The sequence below is a fragment of the Sphingobium sp. R-21 genome (assembly GCF_049913335.1).
Classification (GTDB): Bacteria; Pseudomonadota; Alphaproteobacteria; order Sphingomonadales; family Sphingomonadaceae; genus Sphingobium.
In genome coordinates, this window is record NZ_CP184374.1 from 471120 (window position 1) to 492593 (window position 21474).

At 64.4% G+C, this 21474-nt stretch carries 24 protein-coding genes; 12 read left to right on the forward strand and 12 right to left on the reverse strand.

All coding sequences use genetic code 11. The features are described 5' to 3' along the window. Nucleotides 1-153: 153 nt before the first annotated feature. On the reverse strand, nt 154-351 hold the full coding sequence (locus ACN9MX_RS02195) for a DUF1192 domain-containing protein (protein WP_363753883.1): 198 nt from the start codon (nt 349-351) through the stop codon (nt 154-156). Nucleotides 352-447: 96 nt separating this feature from the next. Between ACN9MX_RS02195 and ACN9MX_RS02200 the strand changes: the two genes are divergently transcribed. From ACN9MX_RS02200 to ACN9MX_RS02230, 7 genes are all read left to right on the forward strand, one after another. Then, nucleotides 448-1464: an NAD(P)H-quinone oxidoreductase gene (locus tag ACN9MX_RS02200; RefSeq protein WP_363825195.1), complete on the forward strand. Its 1017-nt coding sequence runs from the start codon at nt 448-450 to the stop codon at nt 1462-1464. A 166-nt stretch (nt 1465-1630) separates the two neighbouring features. Beyond that, complete coding sequence (locus ACN9MX_RS02205) at nt 1631-2494, forward strand: UDP-2,3-diacylglucosamine diphosphatase (protein WP_133651700.1); 864 nt, start codon at nt 1631-1633, stop codon at nt 2492-2494. Between the two features lie 29 nt (nt 2495-2523). Next, a complete protein-coding gene (locus tag ACN9MX_RS02210; protein ID WP_363826575.1) occupies nt 2524-3552 on the forward strand; it encodes a glycosyltransferase family 4 protein in 1029 nt (342 codons plus the stop codon). Between the two features lie 114 nt (nt 3553-3666). Then, the gene (locus ACN9MX_RS02215) at nt 3667-4350 is read left to right on the forward strand and encodes a DUF1013 domain-containing protein (protein ID WP_363735419.1); all 684 of its coding nucleotides are present in this window, start codon (nt 3667-3669) and stop codon (nt 4348-4350) included. A 138-nt stretch (nt 4351-4488) separates the two neighbouring features. After that, the gene (locus ACN9MX_RS02220) at nt 4489-6195 is read left to right on the forward strand and encodes a long-chain-fatty-acid--CoA ligase (RefSeq protein WP_363825198.1); all 1707 of its coding nucleotides are present in this window, start codon (nt 4489-4491) and stop codon (nt 6193-6195) included. 42 nt (nt 6196-6237) lie between these two features. Continuing rightward, nucleotides 6238-6771: a peptide-methionine (S)-S-oxide reductase MsrA gene (msrA, locus tag ACN9MX_RS02225; RefSeq protein ID WP_363825201.1), complete on the forward strand. Its 534-nt coding sequence runs from the start codon at nt 6238-6240 to the stop codon at nt 6769-6771. A 75-nt stretch (nt 6772-6846) separates the two neighbouring features. Then, nucleotides 6847-7113, forward strand: a complete 267-nt coding sequence (locus ACN9MX_RS02230; RefSeq protein ID WP_363825204.1) for a hypothetical protein — start codon at nt 6847-6849, stop codon at nt 7111-7113. Nucleotides 7114-7147: 34 nt separating this feature from the next. Here the strand turns inward: ACN9MX_RS02230 and ACN9MX_RS02235 are convergent, their stop codons facing one another. Beyond that, the gene (locus ACN9MX_RS02235; protein ID WP_363825207.1) at nt 7148-8104 is read right to left on the reverse strand and encodes an L-threonylcarbamoyladenylate synthase; all 957 of its coding nucleotides are present in this window, start codon (nt 8102-8104) and stop codon (nt 7148-7150) included. A 111-nt stretch (nt 8105-8215) separates the two neighbouring features. Here ACN9MX_RS02235 and ACN9MX_RS02240 point away from each other — a divergent pair, with 111 nt between their 5' ends. After that, nucleotides 8216-9034, forward strand: coding sequence for an ATP-binding protein (locus ACN9MX_RS02240; RefSeq protein WP_363825210.1), 819 nt, complete (start codon nt 8216-8218; stop codon nt 9032-9034). A 127-nt stretch (nt 9035-9161) separates the two neighbouring features. Here the strand turns inward: ACN9MX_RS02240 and ACN9MX_RS02245 are convergent, their stop codons facing one another. Together ACN9MX_RS02245 and ACN9MX_RS02250 are read right to left on the reverse strand one after the other, a co-directional pair. Next, nucleotides 9162-10490, reverse strand: coding sequence for a PQQ-dependent sugar dehydrogenase (locus tag ACN9MX_RS02245; protein WP_363825213.1), 1329 nt, complete (start codon nt 10488-10490; stop codon nt 9162-9164). A gap of 60 nt (nt 10491-10550) precedes the next feature. Next, nucleotides 10551-10724: a hypothetical protein gene (locus ACN9MX_RS02250; protein WP_166666292.1), complete on the reverse strand. Its 174-nt coding sequence runs from the start codon at nt 10722-10724 to the stop codon at nt 10551-10553. A gap of 227 nt (nt 10725-10951) precedes the next feature. Here ACN9MX_RS02250 and ACN9MX_RS02255 point away from each other — a divergent pair, with 227 nt between their 5' ends. Further along, on the forward strand, nt 10952-11155 hold the full coding sequence (locus ACN9MX_RS02255; protein WP_363826577.1) for a hypothetical protein: 204 nt from the start codon (nt 10952-10954) through the stop codon (nt 11153-11155). A 76-nt stretch (nt 11156-11231) separates the two neighbouring features. Here the strand turns inward: ACN9MX_RS02255 and argC are convergent, their stop codons facing one another. Genes argC through ACN9MX_RS02275 form a run of 4 tightly spaced genes read right to left on the reverse strand, consistent with a single transcriptional unit; the run spans nt 11232 to nt 14906 of the window. Continuing rightward, a complete protein-coding gene (gene argC, locus ACN9MX_RS02260; protein WP_363825216.1) occupies nt 11232-12176 on the reverse strand; it encodes an N-acetyl-gamma-glutamyl-phosphate reductase in 945 nt (314 codons plus the stop codon). Beyond that, nucleotides 12173-13081, reverse strand: coding sequence for a C40 family peptidase (locus tag ACN9MX_RS02265; RefSeq protein WP_363735261.1), 909 nt, complete (start codon nt 13079-13081; stop codon nt 12173-12175). The genes argC and ACN9MX_RS02265 overlap by 4 nt, the downstream gene beginning before the upstream one ends. Further along, nucleotides 13041-13448 carry a MarR family transcriptional regulator gene (locus ACN9MX_RS02270; RefSeq protein ID WP_363826580.1) on the reverse strand — a complete coding sequence of 136 codons (408 nt, stop codon included), beginning with the start codon at nt 13446-13448 and terminating at the stop codon, nt 13041-13043. Before ACN9MX_RS02270 ends, ACN9MX_RS02265 begins: the two co-directional genes overlap by 41 nt. A 60-nt stretch (nt 13449-13508) precedes the next feature. Then, nucleotides 13509-14906, reverse strand: coding sequence for a leucyl aminopeptidase family protein (locus ACN9MX_RS02275; protein ID WP_363825219.1), 1398 nt, complete (start codon nt 14904-14906; stop codon nt 13509-13511). 139 nt (nt 14907-15045) lie between these two features. Here ACN9MX_RS02275 and ACN9MX_RS02280 point away from each other — a divergent pair, with 139 nt between their 5' ends. Continuing rightward, complete coding sequence (locus tag ACN9MX_RS02280; RefSeq protein WP_133651710.1) at nt 15046-15249, forward strand: hypothetical protein; 204 nt, start codon at nt 15046-15048, stop codon at nt 15247-15249. Continuing rightward, nucleotides 15249-16103 (forward strand): DUF4163 domain-containing protein, encoded by an 855-nt coding sequence (locus ACN9MX_RS02285; protein WP_363825222.1) that lies wholly within the window; start codon nt 15249-15251, stop codon nt 16101-16103. Before ACN9MX_RS02280 ends, ACN9MX_RS02285 begins: the two co-directional genes overlap by 1 nt. 39 nt (nt 16104-16142) lie before the next feature. On the opposite strand, the gene rimO is transcribed toward ACN9MX_RS02285, so the two are convergent. The 4 genes from rimO to serS form a co-directional block, all read right to left on the reverse strand. Next, nucleotides 16143-17525, reverse strand: a complete 1383-nt coding sequence (gene rimO, locus ACN9MX_RS02290; RefSeq protein WP_363825225.1) for a 30S ribosomal protein S12 methylthiotransferase RimO — start codon at nt 17523-17525, stop codon at nt 16143-16145. Nucleotides 17526-17561: 36 nt separating this feature from the next. Next, a complete protein-coding gene (locus ACN9MX_RS02295; RefSeq protein WP_363825228.1) occupies nt 17562-18620 on the reverse strand; it encodes a potassium channel family protein in 1059 nt (352 codons plus the stop codon). A 194-nt stretch (nt 18621-18814) separates the two neighbouring features. Further along, the gene (gene surE, locus ACN9MX_RS02300; RefSeq protein WP_363825231.1) at nt 18815-19579 is read right to left on the reverse strand and encodes a 5'/3'-nucleotidase SurE; all 765 of its coding nucleotides are present in this window, start codon (nt 19577-19579) and stop codon (nt 18815-18817) included. Between the two features lie 34 nt (nt 19580-19613). Then, complete coding sequence (serS, locus tag ACN9MX_RS02305) at nt 19614-20891, reverse strand: serine--tRNA ligase (RefSeq protein WP_363825234.1); 1278 nt, start codon at nt 20889-20891, stop codon at nt 19614-19616. A gap of 97 nt (nt 20892-20988) precedes the next feature. On the opposite strand from serS, the gene ACN9MX_RS02310 reads away from it, so the two are divergent. After that, complete coding sequence (locus tag ACN9MX_RS02310; RefSeq protein WP_363735252.1) at nt 20989-21429, forward strand: host attachment family protein; 441 nt, start codon at nt 20989-20991, stop codon at nt 21427-21429. Nucleotides 21430-21474: the final 45 nt, after the last annotated feature.

Genomic DNA, 21474 nt, shown 5'->3' on the forward strand with positions numbered 1-21474 from the left:
TTTATACTCCTGGCCCCCAATGAGGGGCTGTCTTGCACCATATGTCGGCATTGCTCGACGGCGGATCAAGATGGGCATCTTGACCACCGGAATTGCCAGACTGCCCGTACCCGGTAAAACTCCCGATGGAGTCGCGCAGGGCGGGGCGGAGGTTCATCGCTTGAATAACGCCTCGGCGCTTGCTTTGTGGTTAACGGCGCTTTCAATCTTGGACCGGGTTCGGGCGATTTCGCCCTCCAGCGCGGCGACGCGCGCTTCGAGTTCGGCAACGGACAATGGACCCAGGTCCTGTCGGAGCAGCTGGGCCAGAGGATCATCGGCCTTTCGGGGCAGATCGCCTTCCATGTCCATGAACCGCAATGTTGACCCTGCGGGCCAGTCTGTCAATAAGGCCTGTATTCCGCCCGTCGATTTAGGTGCGGTGCAACATCTGCCGCGAGGGGCGCAATGGCGATAGAGGGCGCAATGCCGGGTGACGTGCCGAATGAAATGACGGCGATCGGCATCGCGGCTCCCGGAGGGCCGGAGGCTCTGGTGCCGCAGCGGCGGCCGGTTCCCGTGCCCGGACCTGACGAGGTGTTGATCAAGGTGGTCGCCGCTGGCGTCAACCGGCCGGATGTCATGCAGCGGCAGGGCAAATATCCGCCCCCGCCCGGCGCGTCGGACATTCCGGGACTGGAAGTGGCCGGCACGATCGTCGCCGCGGGTGGCAGCGCGGAATTGTTGATCGGCCGGCGCGTCTGCGCGCTTCTGCCGGGTGGTGGCTATGCCGAATATGCCTTGGCGCCCGCGGGCCAATGCCTGCCGGTGCCGGAGGATTATGATCTGGTCGAGGCCGCAGCCCTGCCGGAAACGCTGTTCACCGTCTGGAGCAACCTGTTCGAGCGCGCCTATGTGGTGGAAGGCGATGTGGTCCTGGTCCATGGCGGCACGAGCGGAATCGGCACCATGGCGATCTCGCTCTGCAAGCTGTTCGACATCGGCATCATCGTGACCTGCGGGAGCGACGCGAAATGCGAGCAGGCGAAGGCCTGGGGCGCGGATCACGCGATCAACTATCGCAGCCAGGATTTCGTCGAGGAAGTGAAGCGGATCACCGGCGGGCAGGGCGTGCAGGCGGTTCTGGACATGGTCGGCGGGGATTATCTGCCGCGCAACATCCAGTGCCTGGCGGAAGATGGACGACATGTGTCCATCGCGGCGATGAGCGGGCCCAGCGCGGAGGTCTTCATCCCCGCGATCATGAGCAGGCGGCTCACGCTGACGGGTTCGACGCTGCGTCCGCGCTCGGTGGCTTTCAAGAGCCTGGTTGCGGATGAACTGATGCGGGTGGTGTGGGCCTTTGTCGAACAGGGCAGGCTGCGGCCGGCAATGGATATACGTTTTCCGCTGGCGGAGGCCGCCGCTGCGCATGCCCGGATGGATGCGGGCGATCATTTCGGCAAGATCGTGCTGACGGTCTGAGGTGACGAAGATGTCCACTCCAGGGGGTGGAAAGTGGCTCATGGCGCGCATCGCTTGACGGGCATGATCGGCCGGAATCGTAGCATTTCCGTCATATTCGGTGCGGAGTTGTAACATAGGGCGGCTATGGATTCGCTCCTGAGGGAAACAGCTCAGGGGTTGCATCATGAATGCCATCACGCGCCTGCCTTTTCTGGCGGAGTTGGACGATGGCGCCGACGACAATTTCGCCATCCCCGAGCGGGAAGGAAAACGTCGCCGCTATCGCACGATCTGGATTTCGGACATTCACCTGGGCACTCGGGGCTGCAATGCGAGGATGCTGATCGACTTCCTGGACAGCGTCGACAGCGACACCATGTACCTGGTGGGCGACATCATCGACGGCTGGCGGCTGAAGCGGCGCTTCTACTGGCCGGCTGCGCATAATGACGTGGTCTGGCGGGTGATGAAGCGGGCCAAGCGGGGCACGCGCGTCATCTACATTCCCGGCAATCATGACGAGATGTTCCGCCAGTTCACCGGCCTCAGCTTCGGCGGCGTGGAGATCCGGCGCAAGGCGCTTCATGAAACCGCGGACGGCCGCAAGCTGCTGGTGCTGCACGGTGACGAGTTCGATACCATCATGCTGGCGCATCGCTGGCTCGCCTTTGTCGGCGACGCCGCCTACACCATGTTGATGCGCGTCAACGTGGTGGTGAACGCTGTGCGTCAACGCATGGGGCTGCCCTATTGGTCGCTCAGCAAGATGGCCAAGCACAAGGTCAAGAACGCCGTCGAGTTCATCTCCCGCTTCGAGGAGGTCGTGGCGCATGAAGCGGGTTCCCGCGGCGTCGACGGGGTCGTCTGCGGACATATCCACAATGCCGAAATCCGCGAGATCGCCGGCATCCAATATTATAATGACGGCGATTGGGTGGAAGGTTGCACAGCCCTGGTGGAGCATTTCGACGGGCGCATGGAGGTGCTGCACTGGGCGGATGAGATTGCCGGGCGCACCGCCGACGAACCCTCCCGGATCGCGGCGTGACCGGGGAAGGGACGATGCGTCCGTCCCCGATGCGGATCATCATCGTGACCGACGCCTGGGCTCCGCAGGTGAATGGCGTCGTCCGCACGCTCCATACCATGCAGGCGGAACTGGAGAAGATGGGACATGAGGTGAAGATGATCTCGCCCGATCTCTTCGGATCCATCCCCTGTCCGACCTATCCGGAGATCCGGCTGGCCTTTGCGCGCTCAAGCGTGGTCGGGCAGATGATATCGGCTTTCCGTCCGGATGCGATCCATCTGGCGACCGAAGGGCCGCTTTGCCTGGCGGCGCGGCGCTGGTGCCTGCGCAGCGGCATTCGCTTCACCACTGCCTATCACACGCATTTTCCGGACTATGTGGCGCAGCGCACTGGCCTGCCCGCGGGGTGGTTCTGGCGCTACATCCGCTGGTTCCATGGACCGGCGGAGGCCGTGCTCGTGTCGACCCGATCGGTGCGGCAGCAGTTGCGCGCCCATGGGCTGCCGCAGGTCCGCGCCTGGGGCAGGGGGGTGGACCTGACCGCCTTCACGCCCGAAGCGGCACCGCCCGCCATCTTTGCCGATCTGCCGCGACCCATCCAGCTCTATGTCGGTCGTGTCGCGGTCGAGAAGAATCTGGAGGCCTTCCTCGCCAGCGATCATCCCGGCACGCAGGTGGTCGTGGGGGACGGGCCCGCCCGCGCCACGCTGCAGAGGGCCTATCCTCAGGCGCATTTCCTGGGACCGATGTTCGGTGCCGAGCTGGCTGGCGCTTATGCCGGCGCCGACGTCTTCGTCTTTCCCAGCCGCACCGACACCTTCGGCCTCGTCATGATCGAGGCGCTCGCCTGCGGCACGCCGGTCGCCGCCTATCCCGTAACCGGCCCTGTCGACATCGTCACTCCCGAAACCGGCGCCTTGTCGGACAGGCTGGAGCAGGCCATTGCCGCAGCGCTTGTCTGCGACCGTCAGGCTTGCGCCGCCTATGGCCGAAGCTTCAGCTGGGAACGCAGCGCGCAGGAATTCCTGACCGGCCTTCATAATATCGATCCCCAGATGCTCGACAGCGCGGCCTGACGCTTTTCCTTGCCCGACAGGGCTGGATGCACTATCTCAGGTCGGGCGTGGCCGCCCTGCTTGGGCGGCCCTTGTTGTTTTTAGTGCCGGAGAATTCCCGTGTCCCAGCCTCTCATGCCCCATGCGACAGCCAGCTGGCTGGTCGACAATACCGCGCTGAGCTTCGACCAGATTGCGGAGTTTTGCGGGCTGCATATCCTGGAAGTGCAGGCGATCGCCGACGATACCGCCGGCACCAAATATACGGGCCGCGATCCGGTGCGCGCCCATGAAATCACGATGGAGGAAATCCACAAGGGCGAAACCAATCCGGACTATCGCCTGAAGATGCTGAAGGGTCCGGAGCCCGTCCGCCGCACCAAGGGGCCGCGCTACACGCCGGTCAGCAAGCGTCAGGACAAGCCGGACGGCATCGCCTGGATCCTGCGCAACCATCCCGAAATCTCTGACGGGGCCATTGGCAAGCTGATCGGTACCACGCGCACCACCATCGCCGCGATCCGCGACCGCACGCACTGGAACATTTCCAACATCGTGCCCAAGGATCCGGTGACGCTGGGCCTGTGTTCGCAGCGGGAACTGGACGCGCTGGTGTCCAAGGCCGCGAAGAAGGCCGGCATCGAAGCCCCGACCGATTCGCGCCTGGACGGCGATCGCGAGGCGCTGATCAACGAACTGCGCCGCGAGCGCGAAGATGCCACCCGGCGCGCGGAAGAGGCGCTGAAGAGTGAGGCCGACCTGATTTCGGGCGCCGCCAAAATCCTCGACCCGTTCAGCGACAACAAGGGCCACGTTTGATGCCGTAACGTCAATCCGCCTGGTGCGGAGCGACGAGGGCAGCGGCTGGAAAGAGGGCCACGCCTTGGCAGAGTGCGTGGCCCTTTTGCCGTGCTTTACGCTTGCGTAAAGGGAAGGTGTAACTTACACCATGTACACATGGAGAGCAGCGAAAAAATCTGGGAAACCCGCTATAATCATCCCTCTGCCTGGGAGCAGACCTTTCCGCCCTTGTCGATGGTAGAGATGGTGGCGAACAGCGCCGCGGCCAATCCGCAGGCGGTGATGATCGACTTCATGGGCCGCAAGACGAGCTATGGCGAAATGCTCCACAGCATCCGGCGAGTGGCCCGCGGATTGCAGGACTTGGGCATTCGAAAGGGCGATCGCGTCGGCCTGTTCCTGCCCAACGTCCCCCATTATGTCGCGGCCTATTATGGCGCGATGATGGCCGGTGCCACGGTCGTCAACTATTCCCCTCTCTACACCGCCACGGAACTGGAGCACCAGGTCGAGGATAGCGGCACCAGGATTCTTTTCACCCTGTCGGCCAGCGCACTGCTGCCTACGGCGTTGGAGGTGCTGGACAACAGCAGTCTGGAACGGCTGGTCGTGGGCTGCGTGGCGGAGGCCCTGCCGCCCGCCAAATCGGTGCTGTTTCGCCTGTTCAAGCGCAAGGAGACCGCAACGGTCCCGCACGATCCGCGCATCACCCATTATGCCGACCTGCTGCGCCATGGCGAAGACCCCGCGCCTGTCGCGATCGATCCGGAGCAGGATATCGCCCTGCTGCAATATACTGGCGGCACGACCGGACGGCCCAAGGGCGCGATGCTGACTCATCAGAACCTGACCGCCAATGCGCGGCAGGTCCGCCTGATCGATCCTCATCCTGAAGCGCCCGATCGCATATTGGCTGTGCTGCCCTTCTTCCACGTCTTCGCCAACACATGCGTGCTGAACCGCACGGTGCTGAACGGCGGCGAGATGGTGATGCTGCCCCGGTTCGACGGCACGCAGGTATTGGCTGCGCTGCAGCGGACGAAGGCGACCTCGCTGCCTGGCGTGCCGACCATGTACCAGGCGCTGCTCGATCATCCCGCCACGCCCAATATCGACTTTTCCTCCCTGCGCCTGTGCATTTCCGGCGGCGCACCGTTGCCGCTGGAGGTCAAGCAGCGGTTCGAGGCGATGACAGGCTCGAAGCTGGTCGAGGGCTATGGCCTCACCGAAAGCAGCCCGGTCGTCTGCTCCAACCCCTATGAGGGGCTCAACAAATCAGGGACCGTGGGACAGCCGGTGCCCGGAACCCGCGTCAAGCTGGTCGACCGCGAAGATCCCACGCGCGCGCCGGCCGAAGGCGAACCGGGCGAGCTGGTCTTTGCCGGACCGCAGATCATGAAGGGCTATTGGCAACGACCCGATGCCGACAGGGAAGTGTTCGTCGACGGATGGCTGCGCACGGGCGATGTCGGGCTGATCGACGAGGATGGCTATGTGAAGATCGTCGACCGGCTGAAGGACATGATTGCCGTGGGCGGCTTCAAGGTTTTCCCCAGTGAGGTCGAGAAGGTTCTGTACCATCATCCGGCGGTCAAGGAGGCGCTGGTGATCGGCATTCCCGACCGTTATCGGGGGGAGTGCCCGAAGGCGTTCGTCACCCTGCAGGAGGGGGCGGAGATCGACGGTGCTGCACTCAGGGAATGGCTCAACCCGCAATTGGGAAAGCATGAGAAGGTGTGCGAGGTGGAAGTGCGCCTCAACCTGCCCAAGACGCTGGTGGGCAAGCTGTCCCGCAAGGAACTGGTGGCCGAGGAACGCGCGAAGGCCGAGGCAGCGATGCGGCAGACTGGAACAGCAGGCTGACCCTTCCTATCTTGGCGGCCAATTCAGGACAAGGACGCGCATATGGCCGAAGAGATCGCAACCCTCGCTGGCGGCTGCTTCTGGTGCACGGAGGCGGTGTATCAGAATCTGGAGGGGGTGAAGGCCGTGGAAAGCGGCTATATCGGTGGTGGGCTGCCCAATCCGACCTATGAACAGGTCTGTTCCGGTACGACCGGCCATGCCGAGGCGATCCGCATCACCTATGATCCGGCGGTGATCGGCTATGGCGACCTGCTGGACATTTTCTTCGCGACCCATGATCCGACGACCCTGAACCGCCAGGGCAACGACATCGGTACCCAATATCGCTCGGCGATCTTCCCCCATTCGCCCGAACAGGCGGCAGCGGCGAAGACCGGTATCGAGCGCGCGCAGGCGGATCAGGTCAATCCCGTCGTCACCGCGATCGAAGCCGACGCGCCCTGGTATCCGGCGGAGGATTATCATCAGAAATATTGGGAACGGGTGGGCGACCGGAACCCCTATTGCATGGCGGTGATCCCGCCCAAGCTGGCCAAGCTGCGCAAGGGTTTTGCCCAGCGGATCAAGGGTTGAACCGTTCGTCGCGCCCGGCTTGCTCTGACGGCCTGCATCTCTAAGCTGGCCGGAAAGGCAAGCCGGGGAAGAAAGATGAACAAGATCGGATCATGGATGGCGCCGGCGTTGTTGCTGTTCCTGCCGGGCTGCATTGCCCGGACGGCGGCGAATATCGTGACCGCGCCGGTACGGGCCGGCAGCCAGGTTGTCGACTGGAGCACGACCAGCCAGGAAGAGGCCGACCGCAATTACGGCCGCAAGATGCGCAAGCAGGAAGCGCGCGAAGCCCGTGAGCGGAAGAAGGAGGAAGAACGCCGTCGCCGGGAATGCCGCGACGCGGGTTATGACAATTGCGGGTGATGGCGTGAAGGAACCGGGCGCTCAGATCATATGATCAGGCCGCTGCCCGTCGCAGCCGGTCATTGATCGCGGCGCCGATCCCCTCATCGGGAATGGGCGCCACCGCGATCCGCTCCGCAGTGCTGGCATCAGCCATATGCAGCGCCGCGAACAGATGTGCTGCCGCCTCCCGCAGATCGGCGTCGGGACTGAGATTCACATGGCAGGGCATCAGGCCGAAGCCGATCAGATATTCATCCCTCTCCGCCTTCAGCGCATCGAGCCGGACCGGCTTGGAAGGCGCATAATGGCTTTCCAACTGTCCGGGCGCTTCGATCTTCGCCTTGCCCGCACCTGTCACCATGGGCAACCGGCTTGCCTGCTCCAGCATCGCCGCCGTGATCGGGCCAGGACGCAGCAGGCGCAGGCAGTCGCTTTCCGGCGCGACGATGGTCGACTCCAGTCCTTCGCTTGTCGGCCCTTCGTCCAGGATCATGCGGATCTTGCCGTTGAGGCTGGCCATCACATGTTCGGCCCGCGTCGGACTGATCGAGCCGCTGCGATTGGCGGATGGCGCGGCAAGCGGACGGCCGCTCTCCCGGATGAGTGCGCGCATCGCCGGATGGGCCGGAAGGCGCAGCGCGACGGTGGGCAGCCCCGCCATCACCAGCGGCGACAGCCCGGCATCCGGGCGCACGGGCAGGACCATGGTCAGGGCGCCGGGCCAGAAGCGATCGGCAAGCGCGTCCGCAACGGGCGAAAATTCCGCCAGGCGCCCGGCCATTTCCCGGTCCGCGACGTGCACGATCAGGGGATTGAAGCTGGGCCGTCCCTTCGCGGCGTAAATCGCAGCCACCGCATGGGAATCGGTCGCGTCGGCAGCCAGCCCATACACCGTCTCCGTCGGAACGGCGACGGGTTCGCCGGCCCGGATCAGCAAAGCCGCCTCGCGCAGCGCTTCGCTGCCATAGCGGCTTATGCGGGTGGAAAAGGCAGGATTTGGGATAGTCACGACCCCAGCGCTATAGGCCCCGATGTCAGCCAGTAAAAGGCCATTGCTACAGAAGAATGACATCGGCGCCGCGCTTGCCCGTGAAGGGGAGGGGCGCTAAGCGAAGGCACCATGAACGACGCCCTGCTGACCCGCATTGCCGAAGCGCTGGAACGGATCGCGCCGCCGCCCGCTTCTTCCGCCGATCTGGCATCCGCGCCCGCCTATGTGTGGAATGGGGCGACGATCCGTCCGGTGGAGGCGTTCGCACCGGTGGATTATGCGCTGCTGACCGGCATCGACGCGCAGAAGGAGGCGCTGCTGGAAAACAGCCGCCGCCATGCAGCCGGTCATGGGGCCCATGACGTGCTGCTGTGGGGTGCGCGAGGAACCGGCAAGTCGGCGGTCGTTGCTGCCGTCGTCGGTAAGCTCCAGGGGGAAGGGCAGGACATTGCCCTGCTGCAATGCGCGATAGACGAACTTGCCAGTCTGCCTCAGCTTTTCGTCCTGCTGCGCGACACGCAGCGGCCGTTCATCCTGTTCCTGGATGACCTTGGCTTCGATGAAAATGGCGTTGGCGATGCGCGCGCGCTCCGTTCGCTGCTTCAGGGGGGGACGGCCGCCCGTCCGGCCAATGTGCGCCTCTATGTCACGTCCAACCGTCGCCATATCGTGCCGCGCCATCTCTCGGAGCAGGACGATCCCGTCAATCCGCGCGACGTGGTCGACGACAAGATGGCGCTGTCGGATCGCTTCGGCCTGTCGCTGGGCTTTCACGCCATCGACCAGGATGCCTATGTCGCCATCGTCAGCGGCTATACAGGACGCCTTGGGCTGAGCTTCGACCCGAAGGAGGCGATCCAATGGGCCACCCAGCGCGGCAGCCGTTCCGGGCGCGTCGCCTGGCAATATGTGGTTGAGCTGGCGGGCCGTAACGGGATGAACATCTAGAGCGATTTCCAAGCGATCGGAACCGATCGCTGGTCAAGAAATCGCGGCGAACCAAGGAATCCAGAGCGCGAAAAGGGGGGGAGCCGGCTTTTCGCTTGTGACGACGCGACAATATGGCTCCGCCCGCTTAGCTGGCTGGCGTCACCCGCCATATGACGCCGCCGACATCGTCGCTCACCAGCAAGGCGCCCTTGGCGTCTGCCGTAACATCGACGGGCCGCCCATGCGCTTCGCCCTTTGTGCCCAGAAAGCCCGTCAGCACGTCGATGGGCTTGGCCTTGCCGACCTCGCCATTGTCGGCAAAGGGCACGAAAACCACCTTGTAACCCGCCGCGGGCTTGCGGTTCCAACTGCCGTGCAGCCCGACGAAGGCGCCGTTCGCATAGGGCGCGCCAAGGGTGATCTTGTCGGCAAAGCTGAGGCCGAGCGGCGCCACATGATTGCCCAGCGCATAGTCCGGCCGCTTGGTATATTCCCGAATTTCCGGCCGTTGCGGCTGGACGCGGCGGTCCTCGTAACCACCCCAATAATTCCACGGCCAGCCATAGAAGGCGCCGAATTCCACCCGCGTCAGATAGTCGGGCACAAGGTCGCTGCCCAGCATGTCACGTTCATTCACCACGCCCCAAAGCGCGCCGCTCTTCGGCTCGAAGGCCAGGCCCACCGGATTGCGCAGGCCTGCCGCGTAGATCCGATAAGCGCCCGTCTTCGGATTGACCTCCAGCACGGCGGCGCGATTGGCCTCCGTCTCCAGGTCATTTTCCCCGATATTGCTGTTGGAGCCCACGCCGACATAGAGCAGGCCCTGGGGACTGGCGACCAGGCTGCGCGTCCAGTGCATGTTGGGCGCCTGCGCTGGCAGGTTCAGGATCTTGCGCCCCTTGGCCGTGATCCTGGTATCGCCTTCCTTATAGGGAAAGGCCATCAGCGCGTCGGTATTGGCGACGTAGAGCGTGTCCCCGACCAGCGCCATACCATAGGGAGAGTTGAGCCCGGTGAGAAAGGCCGTCTTTGTTTCCGCCCGGCCGTCGCCGTCGGCATCGCGCAGCAGGGTGATGCGGTTGGCGGACGGTACGCCTGCGCCCGCCTTGTTCATCAGATAATTCATCACCCGGTTGACGATGCCGCTCGTCGGTCGTGCCGCGCTGTTGGTTTCCGCCACCAGCACGTCGCCATTGGACAGGCGCAGCATGGAGCGTGGATGATCCAGCCCGTCCGCAAAGCGATCGACGCTCAGGCCCTTTGCCGGAATCGGCTTCTCCCCACCTTTCCACGGGGCTGCATCCGCGACATTGATGGTCGGGATGAATTCGCTCCTCGGGCTGGTGAAGACCGGCTCCTTGCCGACGTCCGCACCAGCGGGAAGCTGTGCCGTGTCACCTTGCGCGAAGTAGAGGAAAAGGCCGGCGAAAACCACCAGAACAAGGATTGCGAGCGCGATCAGATGCTTCTTCATGGCCTATCGTTTATGCTGGCGCAGGGATGGTGGCAAGGCGCCCAGATGTCGGACGCGCCGCTATTTTCCCCTGTCCCAGAGCCAAAGCAGCACGGCGATGATGATGCCCAGCGCCGTGCCAGCCAGCAGGCCGATGCTCGGCTGGCCCAGCAGGCCGCCGACGATGGTGCCTCCCAAAATGGTGAGCGCCAGAATGGCGCCCGCGCCGATCGGTTCTTTTCTGGACTTGGTCATGCGCCGGTCCTTGCCACGCGCACGAGAGCATGGCCAGTGCTTTCCCCCTTGCGTCTTTTCAGGACAGGATCGTCCCGCCGCGGGATAGCTGTGCCACAGTGGGACTTGGCTAACCCGGCGTTCACCCTCGTCAACTGCGATGCGCCGTCAATGCCTGCGGCTGGCACGAAGATTGAAACGGGATCGTGACCGTCAGGGTGGGGACTTTGGGGGGCTTTGTCATGAACATGCCATATCTTTCGAATCGAAAGAGCTATGAGGACGCGGCTGAACTCATGTCGATGTTCGGCGACAATGCGGGCTATGAAGCGGCGGCGCGGGCGGACCGTAGCCGCGACCTCGGCAACCATATCCGATTCTGCCACTGGCGGCAGATCGAGCGACTGATCGTGCTGCTCACCCATGAAGGGGCGCTGGGCACGATCCATTGATCCCGGGCGGCGCGAGACTCGCCCCCGGCATGTCGGTAAAGCCTGACAGACGGGAACGAGGCGCCGCGCCGCAGGCCTAGAGGCGTAGTCCGGCCGTTTCCGGCAGACCTGCCAATATGTTCAGGTTCTGCACGGCGGCGCCGGCCGCGCCCTTGCCCAGATTGTCGAGCACCGCCACCAGCCTTGCCTGGCCGGCGGACGCATTGCCGAAGACGAACAGGGCCAGCCGGTCGGTCGCGCCGACATGCTCCAGCCTGACCTGCGTCATTGCCAGGCTGTCTTCCAGCGCTTCCACGCTGACGATCGGCGAGTCCGCATAAGCGGCCAAGAGCGCCTGATGCACGTCCACCAGCGAAGGCGCGCCCGGCAGGGCGCGCAACTGCAATGGCACTTCCACGATCATGCCGCGATAGGCGTTGGCGACAGCCGGCGCGAAGACGGGCGGGTGCTGCAGACCGGAATAGCGCAGCATTTCCGGCACATGCTTGTGTGCCAGGCCCAGCCCATAGGGGCGGAATGCGCTGGGCGAGCCTTCTGCGCCTTCATATTCGGCGATCATCGACTTGCCGCCGCCGGAATAGCCGGACGCGCCAGACACGCTCACTGGCCAGTCGGCGGGCAGCAGGCCGGCCAGCACCAGCGGCCTCACCAGCGCGAGGAAGCCGGTCGGCCAGCACCCCGGATTGGCGACGAAGCGGGAGGATGCCAGCTTTTCCCGGTGTCCCGGTTCCAGTTCGGCAAAGCCATAGGTCCAGCCATCCGCTACCCGGTGCGCGGTCGAGGCGTCGATCACCCGCGTCCGGTCATTGTCGATCAGCGCCACCGCTTCGCGCGCGGCGTCGTCGGGCAGGCAGAGGATGACGATGTCCGCCGCGTTCAGCGCGTCCCTGCGCGCGGCGGCATCCTTGCGCCTGTCATCGTCCAGGGTGATGATCGACAGCTCGGGACGCCCCGCCAGCCGTTCATTGATTTCCAGACCCGTTGTGCCGACGCCGCCGTCGACGAAAATCCGATAAGTCATGCGCCAATTCTCCGCCGCGCCGTCACGGGTTCCGGATGATCCGCCGCCAGCCGTTCCACGACATCGGCCAGGGGTTCGATCACCACGCTCATCCAATGGGCGTTGGCATGTATCATATTATGTTCGTCGGTCATGATGCCGACATGGCCAGGAAAGAAGATGAAGTCCCCTCGTCGAAGCGGAGCATCGGGGGCGAGGGGGGAGCCGATCCCCTCGCGCTGCAGGTCGGTGTCGCGGGGCGCCTTGATCCCGCACTGGCCCAGCGCCACCTGGACCAGGCCGGAGCAGTCGACGCCGCGATGCCCGCGTCCGCCCCAGACATAGGGCTGGCCCAGATAATATTCCGCGACCGCAACCCAGTCGCTTGCCGGCGCGTCCAGGGCGGCGGCATGGCGCCGATGTACGAAGCCTTCCGCGCAGGCGAAGAAGTCGCCCTGCGCTTCTGCTGCGAACTGGGCCCCGCGCGGCCAGTAATCGGCGATGGCCGACTTGATGTCAGGGGCGCTGAACAGCGGCGCCGTTCCCGTGATCACGCGGCTGTTGATCACTTCCCGTGCGTCCAGCGCCTCTCGCCGGACATAGCCGACATAGCCGTCATGTCCGCAAAAGCCCCAGGCCCATTCGGCTGTCATGTCCAGCGCATGGAAGCTTTCGCCGCGCAGCAATTCACTGACCGCCTGCGCCTTGGGCGTGTCGGACGCCAGCAGTGGCGTACCGGCGGCGACGCAGGTCAGCTCTACGGCGCGGGCATAATGGGCGGAAAACAGCACGCCCGCCAGCGCCAGATCGGCAAGGTCGCCGCGCGCGGCATGGATACGCGTATCCAGTTTGACCGACCGGCCGTCCAGCTTGAATCGGATACGTTCAGGCGGTGCGTTCCGCGGAGGAGTGGTTGAGGCGTTCATCGCGGCCGGTTCCTGCGATGAAATGGTGAAAGGCGTCAAGAAAATCCGCCCCTTTGGACGTTCGGGTGATGAAAATATTCCGCCGGTCGGTGGAATCCCGTTCGCGCCGCAGATAGCCCAGCGCCGATAATTTGTTGAGAGCGCGGGTAATGACCGGCTTGGAGACGTTCAGCGCCTCCGCGAGTCCCCGCACCGTATGCGGTCCGGCGCCGATATAGACGGTCAGCATCAGCGCCATCTGCCGGTTGGTGAGGTCGGGCTTGCCCGATCGCACATAATCGACCAGGGTGCGCATCCACTGACCAAGCGGTTTTAGGCCCGGGCGGTTCAGCTCTGCGGCTTCATTCTGTGCGGAATGGGCATCCATGACCCCGTAACGCACGATGGCCAATCCGGTTGCGTAACGGCCTTGCCAATCGCTTTCTTTTTACTTTTTATGACCGTAGCGCGCCTGCAGCATATGGAATGCCGCGCGCAGCCCCAAAGCTTCGCCGCCCTTGGGCCGGCCCGGCCGTGATGCGGGACGCCAGGCGAAGGTGTCGAGATGTACCCACGGCACGGTGTCGGGCACGAAGCGCCTGAGGAACAGCGCGGCGGTGATCGCCCCGGCAAATCCGCCTTCGCCCGCATTGTTGATGTCCGCCACATCGGACTTCAGCATTTCGGCGTAGCCGTCCCACAAGGGCAGGCGCCATGTCGGGTCGTCCACCACCTTGCCGGCGGCATCCATATCGGCGGCCAGCGCATCGTCATTGGCGAACAGGGCGGGCAGGTCGGGCCCCACCGCCACGCGCGCGGCGCCGGTAAGCGTGGCATAGTCGATCACGAGTTCGGGCTTTTCTTCTTCCGCCAGCGTCAGCGCGTCGCCCAGCACCAGCCGTCCCTCCGCATCGGTATTGCCGATCTCCACCGTCAACCCCTTGCGCGATCGCAATATGTCGCCGGGCCGAAAGGCATTGCCGGAAACGGCATTTTCGGCGGCCGGGATCAGCAGGTGCAGCCTGACCGGCAGGCGCGAATCCATGATGAGTTGCGCCAGCGCCAGCGCATGGGCCGCGCCACCCATGTCCTTCTTCATCAGCCGCATGGCCGAGGACGGCTTGATATCCAGGCCGCCGCTGTCGAAGCAGATGCCCTTGCCGACGACAGCCACCTTCGGATGCCGGGCGTCGCCCCAGTGCAATTCGATGAGGCGCGGCGCGCAGCTTTTGTCCGCCGCCTTGCCCACGGCATGGATCATCGGGAAGCCATGCTCCAGCGCGTCCCCCTTCGTCACCTTGCACTGGGCGTCAAAGCGTTCCGCCACCTTGCGGGTCGCGGCTTCCAGTTCAGCCGGGCCCATGTCCGCGGCCGGCGTGTTCACCAGATCGCGGACCAGCGCCACCGCCTCTGCCAGGCGGGTGGCCGCGTCGATCTGCGCCACCTCGGTCGTCAGCAGCACTCGCGCGCCCGATCCATTTTCCTCCTTGCGATACCGGTCGAAGCGATATTGCGCGGTCAGCCATCCCAGCATTGCCGCGCCCGCCGCCCCCTCGGCGAGCCGATAGGCCCCTTCGGGCAAGGCCTCCGCCAGCTTGGCAAGGCACCATGGGCCCAGCTTCCCGACGGACGCGACGCCGGCAACCACCGACCAATCGGCCGTCTCCTCCCCGGGCAGAATGGCGAATTCATGCGGCTTGCCCCTGAATTTCTGGGCAGTCGCCAGCGCGCGGACGCGTTCGGGCTGGCTTCCCAGCCAACTTTCCAGGCCTTGCGCATCCACGATGCGGATCGAACGCGCCGGTTGATTGTTGTCGGCTTTCAGCAGGTCGGAAAAATCGTTCATGTCATGTGTTTTGAAGAAAGCCGGCGGCTAAGAAAAGCGCAATCTTTCGTCGTCCGGGCGCCTCGGTCGATCACGCTATCATTTGCGTCGGGCGGAGCGCAGGCATAGATTGAACGGTGTTAAAACAAGGAGAGACGTGATGATGCACAGTGACGATGGACGCCTTCAGGCGCTGCGCGCCCGTGCCTATGCGCTGGCGGAAAGCGGGCGCTTCGACGGCGCGCATGCGGTGGAGCAGGCGCTGATCGCGGAAGGCTGGCCCAATGCTGGAGCGGCGCTGCAGAGCAGCTATACGCGCAAGGCGATCAGTGAACGGTGCATGGCGGCAGCCAAGGTTCATTGATGCGTCGGAACAAGGGGAGGGCAAGGGCAGGGCTTCCGGTCGCGGCAGCCCTGCTGCTGTGCGCCTGTTCGCCATCCAGAGACGCGGAAAATGCCGATCAGGCCGCTTTGCCGGGCAATGATGTCGCGGCCAGCAACTTTGCGAACCGCATGTCAGGCCAGCCGGAGCCGCCGCCGGCCGCGCAGCCATTTGACCGGAAGGAAAAGACCGACCTGCTCGAATTCGCCTATAGCTATCCTGCACAGGCGGCGCAGATACCCGCATTGGTCGAGAAATTCGGCCAGGCGCTGACGGTCGGCAAGGCAGACGCCATGAAGATGGCGCGCGAAGACCAGAAGGCCGCCAGGGAGTCAGGTTATCCCTTCCGGCCGCATTCGCTTGAAACCCATTGGAAGGTGGCCGCCGATACGCCGCGCTTCCTGGCGCTCCAGTCGGAAAGTTATGTCTATACCGGCGGCGCGCACGGGATGACGGGCTATGACGCCCTGCTGTGGGACAAGGCGCGCAAGCGGGAGACGGCGGTCACGGCATTGATGACGTCGCCAGCCGCCTTCGCGGCTGCCATCCGCAGCCGCTTCTGCGATGCATTGGACAAGGCCCGCGCCGAAAAGCGGGGAGCGCCGGTCAAGCGCAGCGACGACGACGATTTCAGCAAATGTATCGACCCGATGCAGCAGGTGCTGGTGCCGACATCGAAGGACGGCAAGCTGATCGACGCGGTGACCGTCGTCATCGGCCCCTATAGCGCCGGTCCTTATGCGGAGGGCAGCTATGAGATCGGCTTGCCGGTCGACGCGGCCATGCGGCAGACGATCAAGACCGAATATCAGGACGCCTTCGCGGCAGCGCCCTGATGCGCAAGGCATTGCGGCGGGAACAGGCAGGCTGGTGACTTACTCCGCCGGGACGCCGTAAAGGTCGTGATCGTCCGCATCCTCGATCAGGACGTTGAGGATGCTGCCGGGTTGCAGGCCTGCGTCCACATCGCGCAGGAAGACGTTGCCGTCGATTTCCGGCGCATCGGCCTGGCTGCGCGCGGTGGCGCCGACGGAGCCGTCTTCGTCCGCCTCGCCCACTTCATCGATGATGACGGGGAGCACGCGTCCGACCTTTGCCCGCAACCGGGCGGCCGAGATGGCGGCGGTCTTTTCCATGATCCGCTGATAGCGTTCTTCCTTGACCTCCTCCGGCATCGCTCCTGGCAGGTCGTTGGCCGCGGCACCCTCAACCGGCTCGAAGCGGAAGGCGCCCACGCGGTCGAGCTGCGCCTCGTCCAGCCATTCGAGAAGATAATCGAAGTCCGCCTCCGTCTCGCCGGGAAAACCGACGACGAAGGAGGAACGGATCGCGATGTCGGGGCAGATCTCCCGCCATTTGCGGATGCGGTCCAGCACCTTCGCTTCGTTGGCCGGGCGCTTCATGGCCTTGAGCACCGAAGGGGCGGCATGCTGGAACGGAATGTCGAGATAGGGCGTCAGCAACCCATCGGCCATCAAGGGGATCACCTGATCCACATGGGGATAGGGATAGACATAGTGCAACCGGACCCAGGGCGGCGCGCCTTCCGCGGTGCGAAGCTGGCCCAGTTCGCGCGCCAGGTCGGTCATGTGCGCGCGCACCTCGCGACCCTTCCACTGGCGCGCCTCATGCCGCGTGTCGACGCCATAGGCCGAGGTGTCCTGGCTGATGATCAGCAGTTCCTTCGTGCCGGCATGCACCAGCTTCTCCGCCTCGCGCAGCACGGCGTCTATGCGCCGGCTGACCAGATCGCCGCGCAGGGAGGGAATGATGCAGAAGGAGCAGCGGTGGTTGCACCCTTCTGAAATCTTCAGATAGCTGTAGTGGCGCGGCGTCAGCTTCAGGCCGCCCTCAGGCACCAGGTCGACAAAGGCGTTGGGGATGGGGGGGGAGGCTTCATGGACGGCGTTGACCACCGCCTCATATTGATGCGCGCCGGTGACGGCCAGCACCTGCGGGAATTTCTGGCGGATCAGTTCCGCCTCATTGCCCATGCAGCCGGTGACGATGACGCGGCCATTCTCCGCAATCGCCTCCCCAATGGCCTCAAGTGATTCTTCCTTGGCCGAATCGAGAAATCCGCAGGTGTTGACCAGCACGACGTCTGCGCCGGCATAGTCGGCGGACATCTGATAGCCGTCGGAACGCAGCTTGGTCAGGATGCGCTCGCTGTCGACCAGCGCCTTGGGACAGCCCAGCGACACCATGCCGACCTTCGGCGCTTCGGGAATTTTGGTTGCCATGATCGCCGCGCACATAGGGATTTTTGCGGCCAATGTCACGGGGGCAGGACGTCAGGGCAGGGAACGGGCTTTTCCCGCAGCATCGCCCTGCACGATTTCCATGATCAGGTCGCCGGTTTGAAGCTTCGCCGCGGCTTCCTCCCAGAAGCCGATGGCGCGATCATCGCGATAGATCCGCACGCCCAATCCTGTGGCGATGGCGGAAAGTGGTCGCCCGATCTCCTCCGGCAGCACGGCGCGTTCGTTGAGCTTCACCCGGCCGCCCGATGCGGCAAGGTCCGACATGTAGTCGGCGATGTGCTGGCCGCTGGTGCTGCCCGCCAGCAGCAGCCCGGCGAAACTCACGGGATTGATCACGGTGGTCGCGCCGGCCTGCCGCGCGGGCAGTTCATTATCCTCGTTGCGGACGACGATGCTGATGGGCAGGCGAGGGGCTAGATGCCGCGCCGTCAGGGTGATGAGGATCGAGGTGTCGTCACGCCCGGCCGATACGATCATCGTACGCGCCCGGTGGATCGCGACATCATTCAGTGTCCGGTCCCTCGTTGAATCGCCGCACAGCACGTTGCAGCCCAGCGCCTCGGCCTCTGCCAGCGCCTTCTCGACAGGATCGACCACCACGATCTCGCGCGGGTCGACGCCGCGCGCCAGCAATTCGCGCACGGCCTCGGCCCCGCTGGTGCCAAAGCCGGTGACGACGATATGATTGTGCAGATCGGCCTGAATGCGAGCCATGCGCCACCTGTAGAGTATGTTGCGGAAAAAGAGATTATAGGCGGTGCCGAGGAAGATGAGCCAGACGAACAGGCGGATCGGCGTCACCAGCAATGCTTCGAACAGCCGTGCTTCCGGGCTGACCGGCACGATGTCGCCATAGCCGACCGTCGTCACGGTGACCGTGGTGAAGTAAAGCACGTCAACGAAGCTGATCTTGTCGTCCAGATTGTCCTTCAGCCCGTCGCGACCGATCCAGTGGATCAGCAACACCAGCCCGATCAGGCCGAACACCAGCGCCACCCGCCAGGTGAGATCGGCCCATATCGGCAGCGAAGACCGTCGCCGCAGAAAGCCCACCGTGCTTGACGGGGGGCGGACGGGTCCGATCCTCATCGGTCCCGGCTCCGGTCGGCATGCCTCCGGTCGGCATGGCTCATTCGGCCAGTTCGTCCCTCGCTCCCGGTTTCTCCCTCGATCATGATCCACCCCGAACATCGGCAAACATGGAACGTCATCCCGTGTGAGCGGGATCCAGTGCCCTGACCGATCGGCGTCTCGACAGCTTGCGTGCCGGCGCGTCCGCCAATCTAGGCCCCGAAGGCCTGTGCCGTCGCCGCCATGGCGCTGTCCTGCGTCAGATCATAATGCAGCGGCGTCACGGTTACATAGCCCTCGGCGATGGCGGCGAGATCGCTGCCTTCCGGCACGGCGTCGCTTTTTCCAAGGCCGAACCAGTAATAGTCGTAGCCGCGCGGGTCGGTGCCGCGGATGATCCTTGTCCGGTCCACATCATGAAAGCCCTGCCGCGTCACGCGAATGCCGTTCACCGCTTCGGGGTCGATCGCCGGGAAGTTGACATTGAACAGCAGCCGGGGACTGGCCGGCATGGCGATCAGCGGGCGCAACACCCGCTCGCCCCAGGTCCGCGCTGCAGCGAAAGGCACGGCTTCGCCCAAGCCCTCCCGCGCATGGACCTGACTGAGCGCGATCGACTTGATTCCGGAAATCGCGCCCTCCATCGCAGCGGAGACGGTGCCCGAATAGGTCACGTCCTCCGCCAGATTGGCGCCGTGATTGACGCCGGACAGCAGCAGATCGGGCTTGGCATCCTTCATCAAATGGCCGACCGCCATCATCACCGCGTCAGTGGGCGTGCCGGTGACGCTGAAATGCTTCTCCCCATGCTGGCGAATGCGCAACGGCCGCGTCAGCGTCAGGCTGTGGCCGGCGCCGGATTGCTCCTCACTGGGTGCGACGATCCAGATGTCGTCGGACAGCGTCCGGGCGATCTCTTCCAGCACCGTCAGGCCCGGCGCATGGACTCCGTCATCATTGGTGAGCAGGATGCGCATATGCCTGAATTCCAATCCTTTGGGCGCAGGAAAATTACCGGGGCTGCAACCGCGACACGCCGCCCATATAGGGCGCCAGCACCTCCGGCACGATCACGCTGCCGTCCTCCTGCTGATAATTTTCCAGCACGGCGACCAGCGTGCGCCCGACGGCCAGGCCCGAGCCGTTCAACGTGTGCAGGAAGCGGGTCTGTTTCTCGCCCTCCGGCTTGTAGCGGGCATTCATCCGCCGCGCCTGGAAATCCCCGCAATTGGAGACGGAGCTGATCTCCCTATAGGTCTGCTGACTGGGCAGCCATACCTCCAGGTCCCAGGTCTTGCGCGCGCCAAAGCCCATGTCGCCGGTGCAGAGCAGCACCTTTCGATAGGGCAGGCCCAGCGCCTGCAACACGCCCTCTGCCGCTGCGCACATGCGCTCATGCTCGCCCTCCGACTCCTCGGGCTTGCAGATCGCGACCAGCTCGACCTTTTCGAACTGATGCTGGCGGATGAAGCCGCGCGTATCGCGTCCCGCCGACCCCGCTTCCGACCGGAAGCAGGGTGTCAGCGCCGTCAGGCGCAGTGGCAGGGTCTCCACCGGCACGATCTGTTCGCGCACCAGATTGGTGAGGGAAACCTCCGCCGTCGGGATCAGCCAGCGGCCATCGGTGGTCCTGAACAGATCCTCCGCAAATTTCGGCAATTGTCCCGTACCGAACAGTGCCTCATCCTTCACCAGCAGGGGCGGATTGACCTCTTCATAGCCATTTTCGCCCGACTGGCAGTCGAGCATGAACTGCGCCAGTGCCCGATGTAGCCGCGCCATCTGCCCGCGCAGTGCCGTAAATCGCGCGCCGGACAAGGCGGCGCCGCCTTCGAAATCCAGACCCAAAGCTGGGCCGAAATCCGCATGATCCTGTGGCGCGAAGGAGAAGCTCCTCGGCTCGCCCCAGCGCGCCACTTCGACATTCTGCGTCTCGTCCTCGCCCAACGGCACGTCGTCCGCAGGCAGGTTGGGGATCGCTGCCAATCGCGCAGTCAGAGCGTCTCCGATTTCCCGGTCCTCCGCCTCCAGCGCGGGCAGGCTCTCCTTGAGCGCTGCCACTTCGGCTTTCAGCGCGTCGGCCGTCGCCATGTCCTTCTGCGCCATGGCCTGGCCGATGGCCTTGCTCGCCTCATTGCGGCGCGCCTGCCCCTGTTGCAGCGCCGTCTTGATCGCGCGGCTCCGTTCGTCGAGCGCCAGCAACTCGGCGCTCAGCGGTTCGAGTCCGCGCCGGGCCAGGCCAGCGTCGAAAGCGGCGGGATTTTCGCGAAGGAAACGAATGTCGTGCATGGGTCAGCCCTATGCCGTTCTGCGACCAGCCGCGCAACCCTGCACACCGTCGTCCGTTGGTCCTGAAATCGGGCGTCAGGAAGAAAGGATAGGGACGATGCAGATAGACCATGATGCGATGGTATTGGTGGCGGACGGGCGCAAGATGCTGTTCTTTCGCAACAAGGGCAGTCCCGCCTTCCCAAATCTGGAAACGGAGGAGGTGAAGCAGCAGGACAATCCGCCCGATCGCGAGCAGGCATCCGACGGCACGGGGCGGGGACCCAATTCGGTCGGCAGCCATCGCGGGTCGGTGGAGCAGACCAATTTCCATGATCTGGAAGAAGCGCGTTTTGCCGCGGAAGCGGCCGAACTGCTCAAGCGAAGGGCGCTCGCCAATGATTTTGAAAAGCTGATCGTCGTCGCGCCGCCCACTGCCCTGGGCGAGATGCGCAAACATTATCACAAGGAAGTGCAGAGCCGGCTGGTGGGCGAGATCGCCAAGGATCTGTCGAACCACCCCGTGCCGGAAATCGAGCGGATCATCGCGACGAGCTGAAACCCGATCCGGCCGGCCGTCCCCCCGGAGTGCCGGCCGGATCGC

What these genes read in the sequence shown, in the direction of transcription:
- ACN9MX_RS02195 (WP_363753883.1), bottom strand. Translation starts at nt 351, where the DNA reads ATGGACATGGAAGGCGATCTGCCCCGAAAGGCCGATGATCCTCTGGCC.
- ACN9MX_RS02200 (WP_363825195.1), top strand. Translation starts at nt 448, where the DNA reads ATGGCGATAGAGGGCGCAATGCCGGGTGACGTGCCGAATGAAATGACG.
- ACN9MX_RS02205 (WP_133651700.1), top strand. Translation starts at nt 1,631, where the DNA reads ATGAATGCCATCACGCGCCTGCCTTTTCTGGCGGAGTTGGACGATGGC.
- ACN9MX_RS02210 (WP_363826575.1), top strand. Translation starts at nt 2,524, where the DNA reads ATGCGGATCATCATCGTGACCGACGCCTGGGCTCCGCAGGTGAATGGC.
- ACN9MX_RS02215 (WP_363735419.1), top strand. Translation starts at nt 3,667, where the DNA reads ATGCCCCATGCGACAGCCAGCTGGCTGGTCGACAATACCGCGCTGAGC.
- ACN9MX_RS02220 (WP_363825198.1), top strand. Translation starts at nt 4,489, where the DNA reads ATGGAGAGCAGCGAAAAAATCTGGGAAACCCGCTATAATCATCCCTCT.
- msrA (WP_363825201.1), top strand. Translation starts at nt 6,238, where the DNA reads ATGGCCGAAGAGATCGCAACCCTCGCTGGCGGCTGCTTCTGGTGCACG.
- ACN9MX_RS02230 (WP_363825204.1), top strand. Translation starts at nt 6,847, where the DNA reads ATGAACAAGATCGGATCATGGATGGCGCCGGCGTTGTTGCTGTTCCTG.
- ACN9MX_RS02240 (WP_363825210.1), top strand. Translation starts at nt 8,216, where the DNA reads ATGAACGACGCCCTGCTGACCCGCATTGCCGAAGCGCTGGAACGGATC.
- ACN9MX_RS02245 (WP_363825213.1), bottom strand. Translation starts at nt 10,490, where the DNA reads ATGAAGAAGCATCTGATCGCGCTCGCAATCCTTGTTCTGGTGGTTTTC.
- ACN9MX_RS02250 (WP_166666292.1), bottom strand. Translation starts at nt 10,724, where the DNA reads ATGACCAAGTCCAGAAAAGAACCGATCGGCGCGGGCGCCATTCTGGCG.
- ACN9MX_RS02255 (WP_363826577.1), top strand. Translation starts at nt 10,952, where the DNA reads ATGCCATATCTTTCGAATCGAAAGAGCTATGAGGACGCGGCTGAACTC.
- argC (WP_363825216.1), bottom strand. Translation starts at nt 12,176, where the DNA reads ATGACTTATCGGATTTTCGTCGACGGCGGCGTCGGCACAACGGGTCTG.
- ACN9MX_RS02265 (WP_363735261.1), bottom strand. Translation starts at nt 13,081, where the DNA reads ATGAACGCCTCAACCACTCCTCCGCGGAACGCACCGCCTGAACGTATC.
- ACN9MX_RS02270 (WP_363826580.1), bottom strand. Translation starts at nt 13,448, where the DNA reads ATGGATGCCCATTCCGCACAGAATGAAGCCGCAGAGCTGAACCGCCCG.
- ACN9MX_RS02275 (WP_363825219.1), bottom strand. Translation starts at nt 14,906, where the DNA reads ATGAACGATTTTTCCGACCTGCTGAAAGCCGACAACAATCAACCGGCG.
- ACN9MX_RS02280 (WP_133651710.1), top strand. Translation starts at nt 15,046, where the DNA reads ATGATGCACAGTGACGATGGACGCCTTCAGGCGCTGCGCGCCCGTGCC.
- ACN9MX_RS02285 (WP_363825222.1), top strand. Translation starts at nt 15,249, where the DNA reads ATGCGTCGGAACAAGGGGAGGGCAAGGGCAGGGCTTCCGGTCGCGGCA.
- rimO (WP_363825225.1), bottom strand. Translation starts at nt 17,525, where the DNA reads ATGTGCGCGGCGATCATGGCAACCAAAATTCCCGAAGCGCCGAAGGTC.
- ACN9MX_RS02295 (WP_363825228.1), bottom strand. Translation starts at nt 18,620, where the DNA reads ATGAGGATCGGACCCGTCCGCCCCCCGTCAAGCACGGTGGGCTTTCTG.
- surE (WP_363825231.1), bottom strand. Translation starts at nt 19,579, where the DNA reads ATGCGCATCCTGCTCACCAATGATGACGGAGTCCATGCGCCGGGCCTG.
- serS (WP_363825234.1), bottom strand. Translation starts at nt 20,891, where the DNA reads ATGCACGACATTCGTTTCCTTCGCGAAAATCCCGCCGCTTTCGACGCT.
- ACN9MX_RS02310 (WP_363735252.1), top strand. Translation starts at nt 20,989, where the DNA reads ATGCAGATAGACCATGATGCGATGGTATTGGTGGCGGACGGGCGCAAG.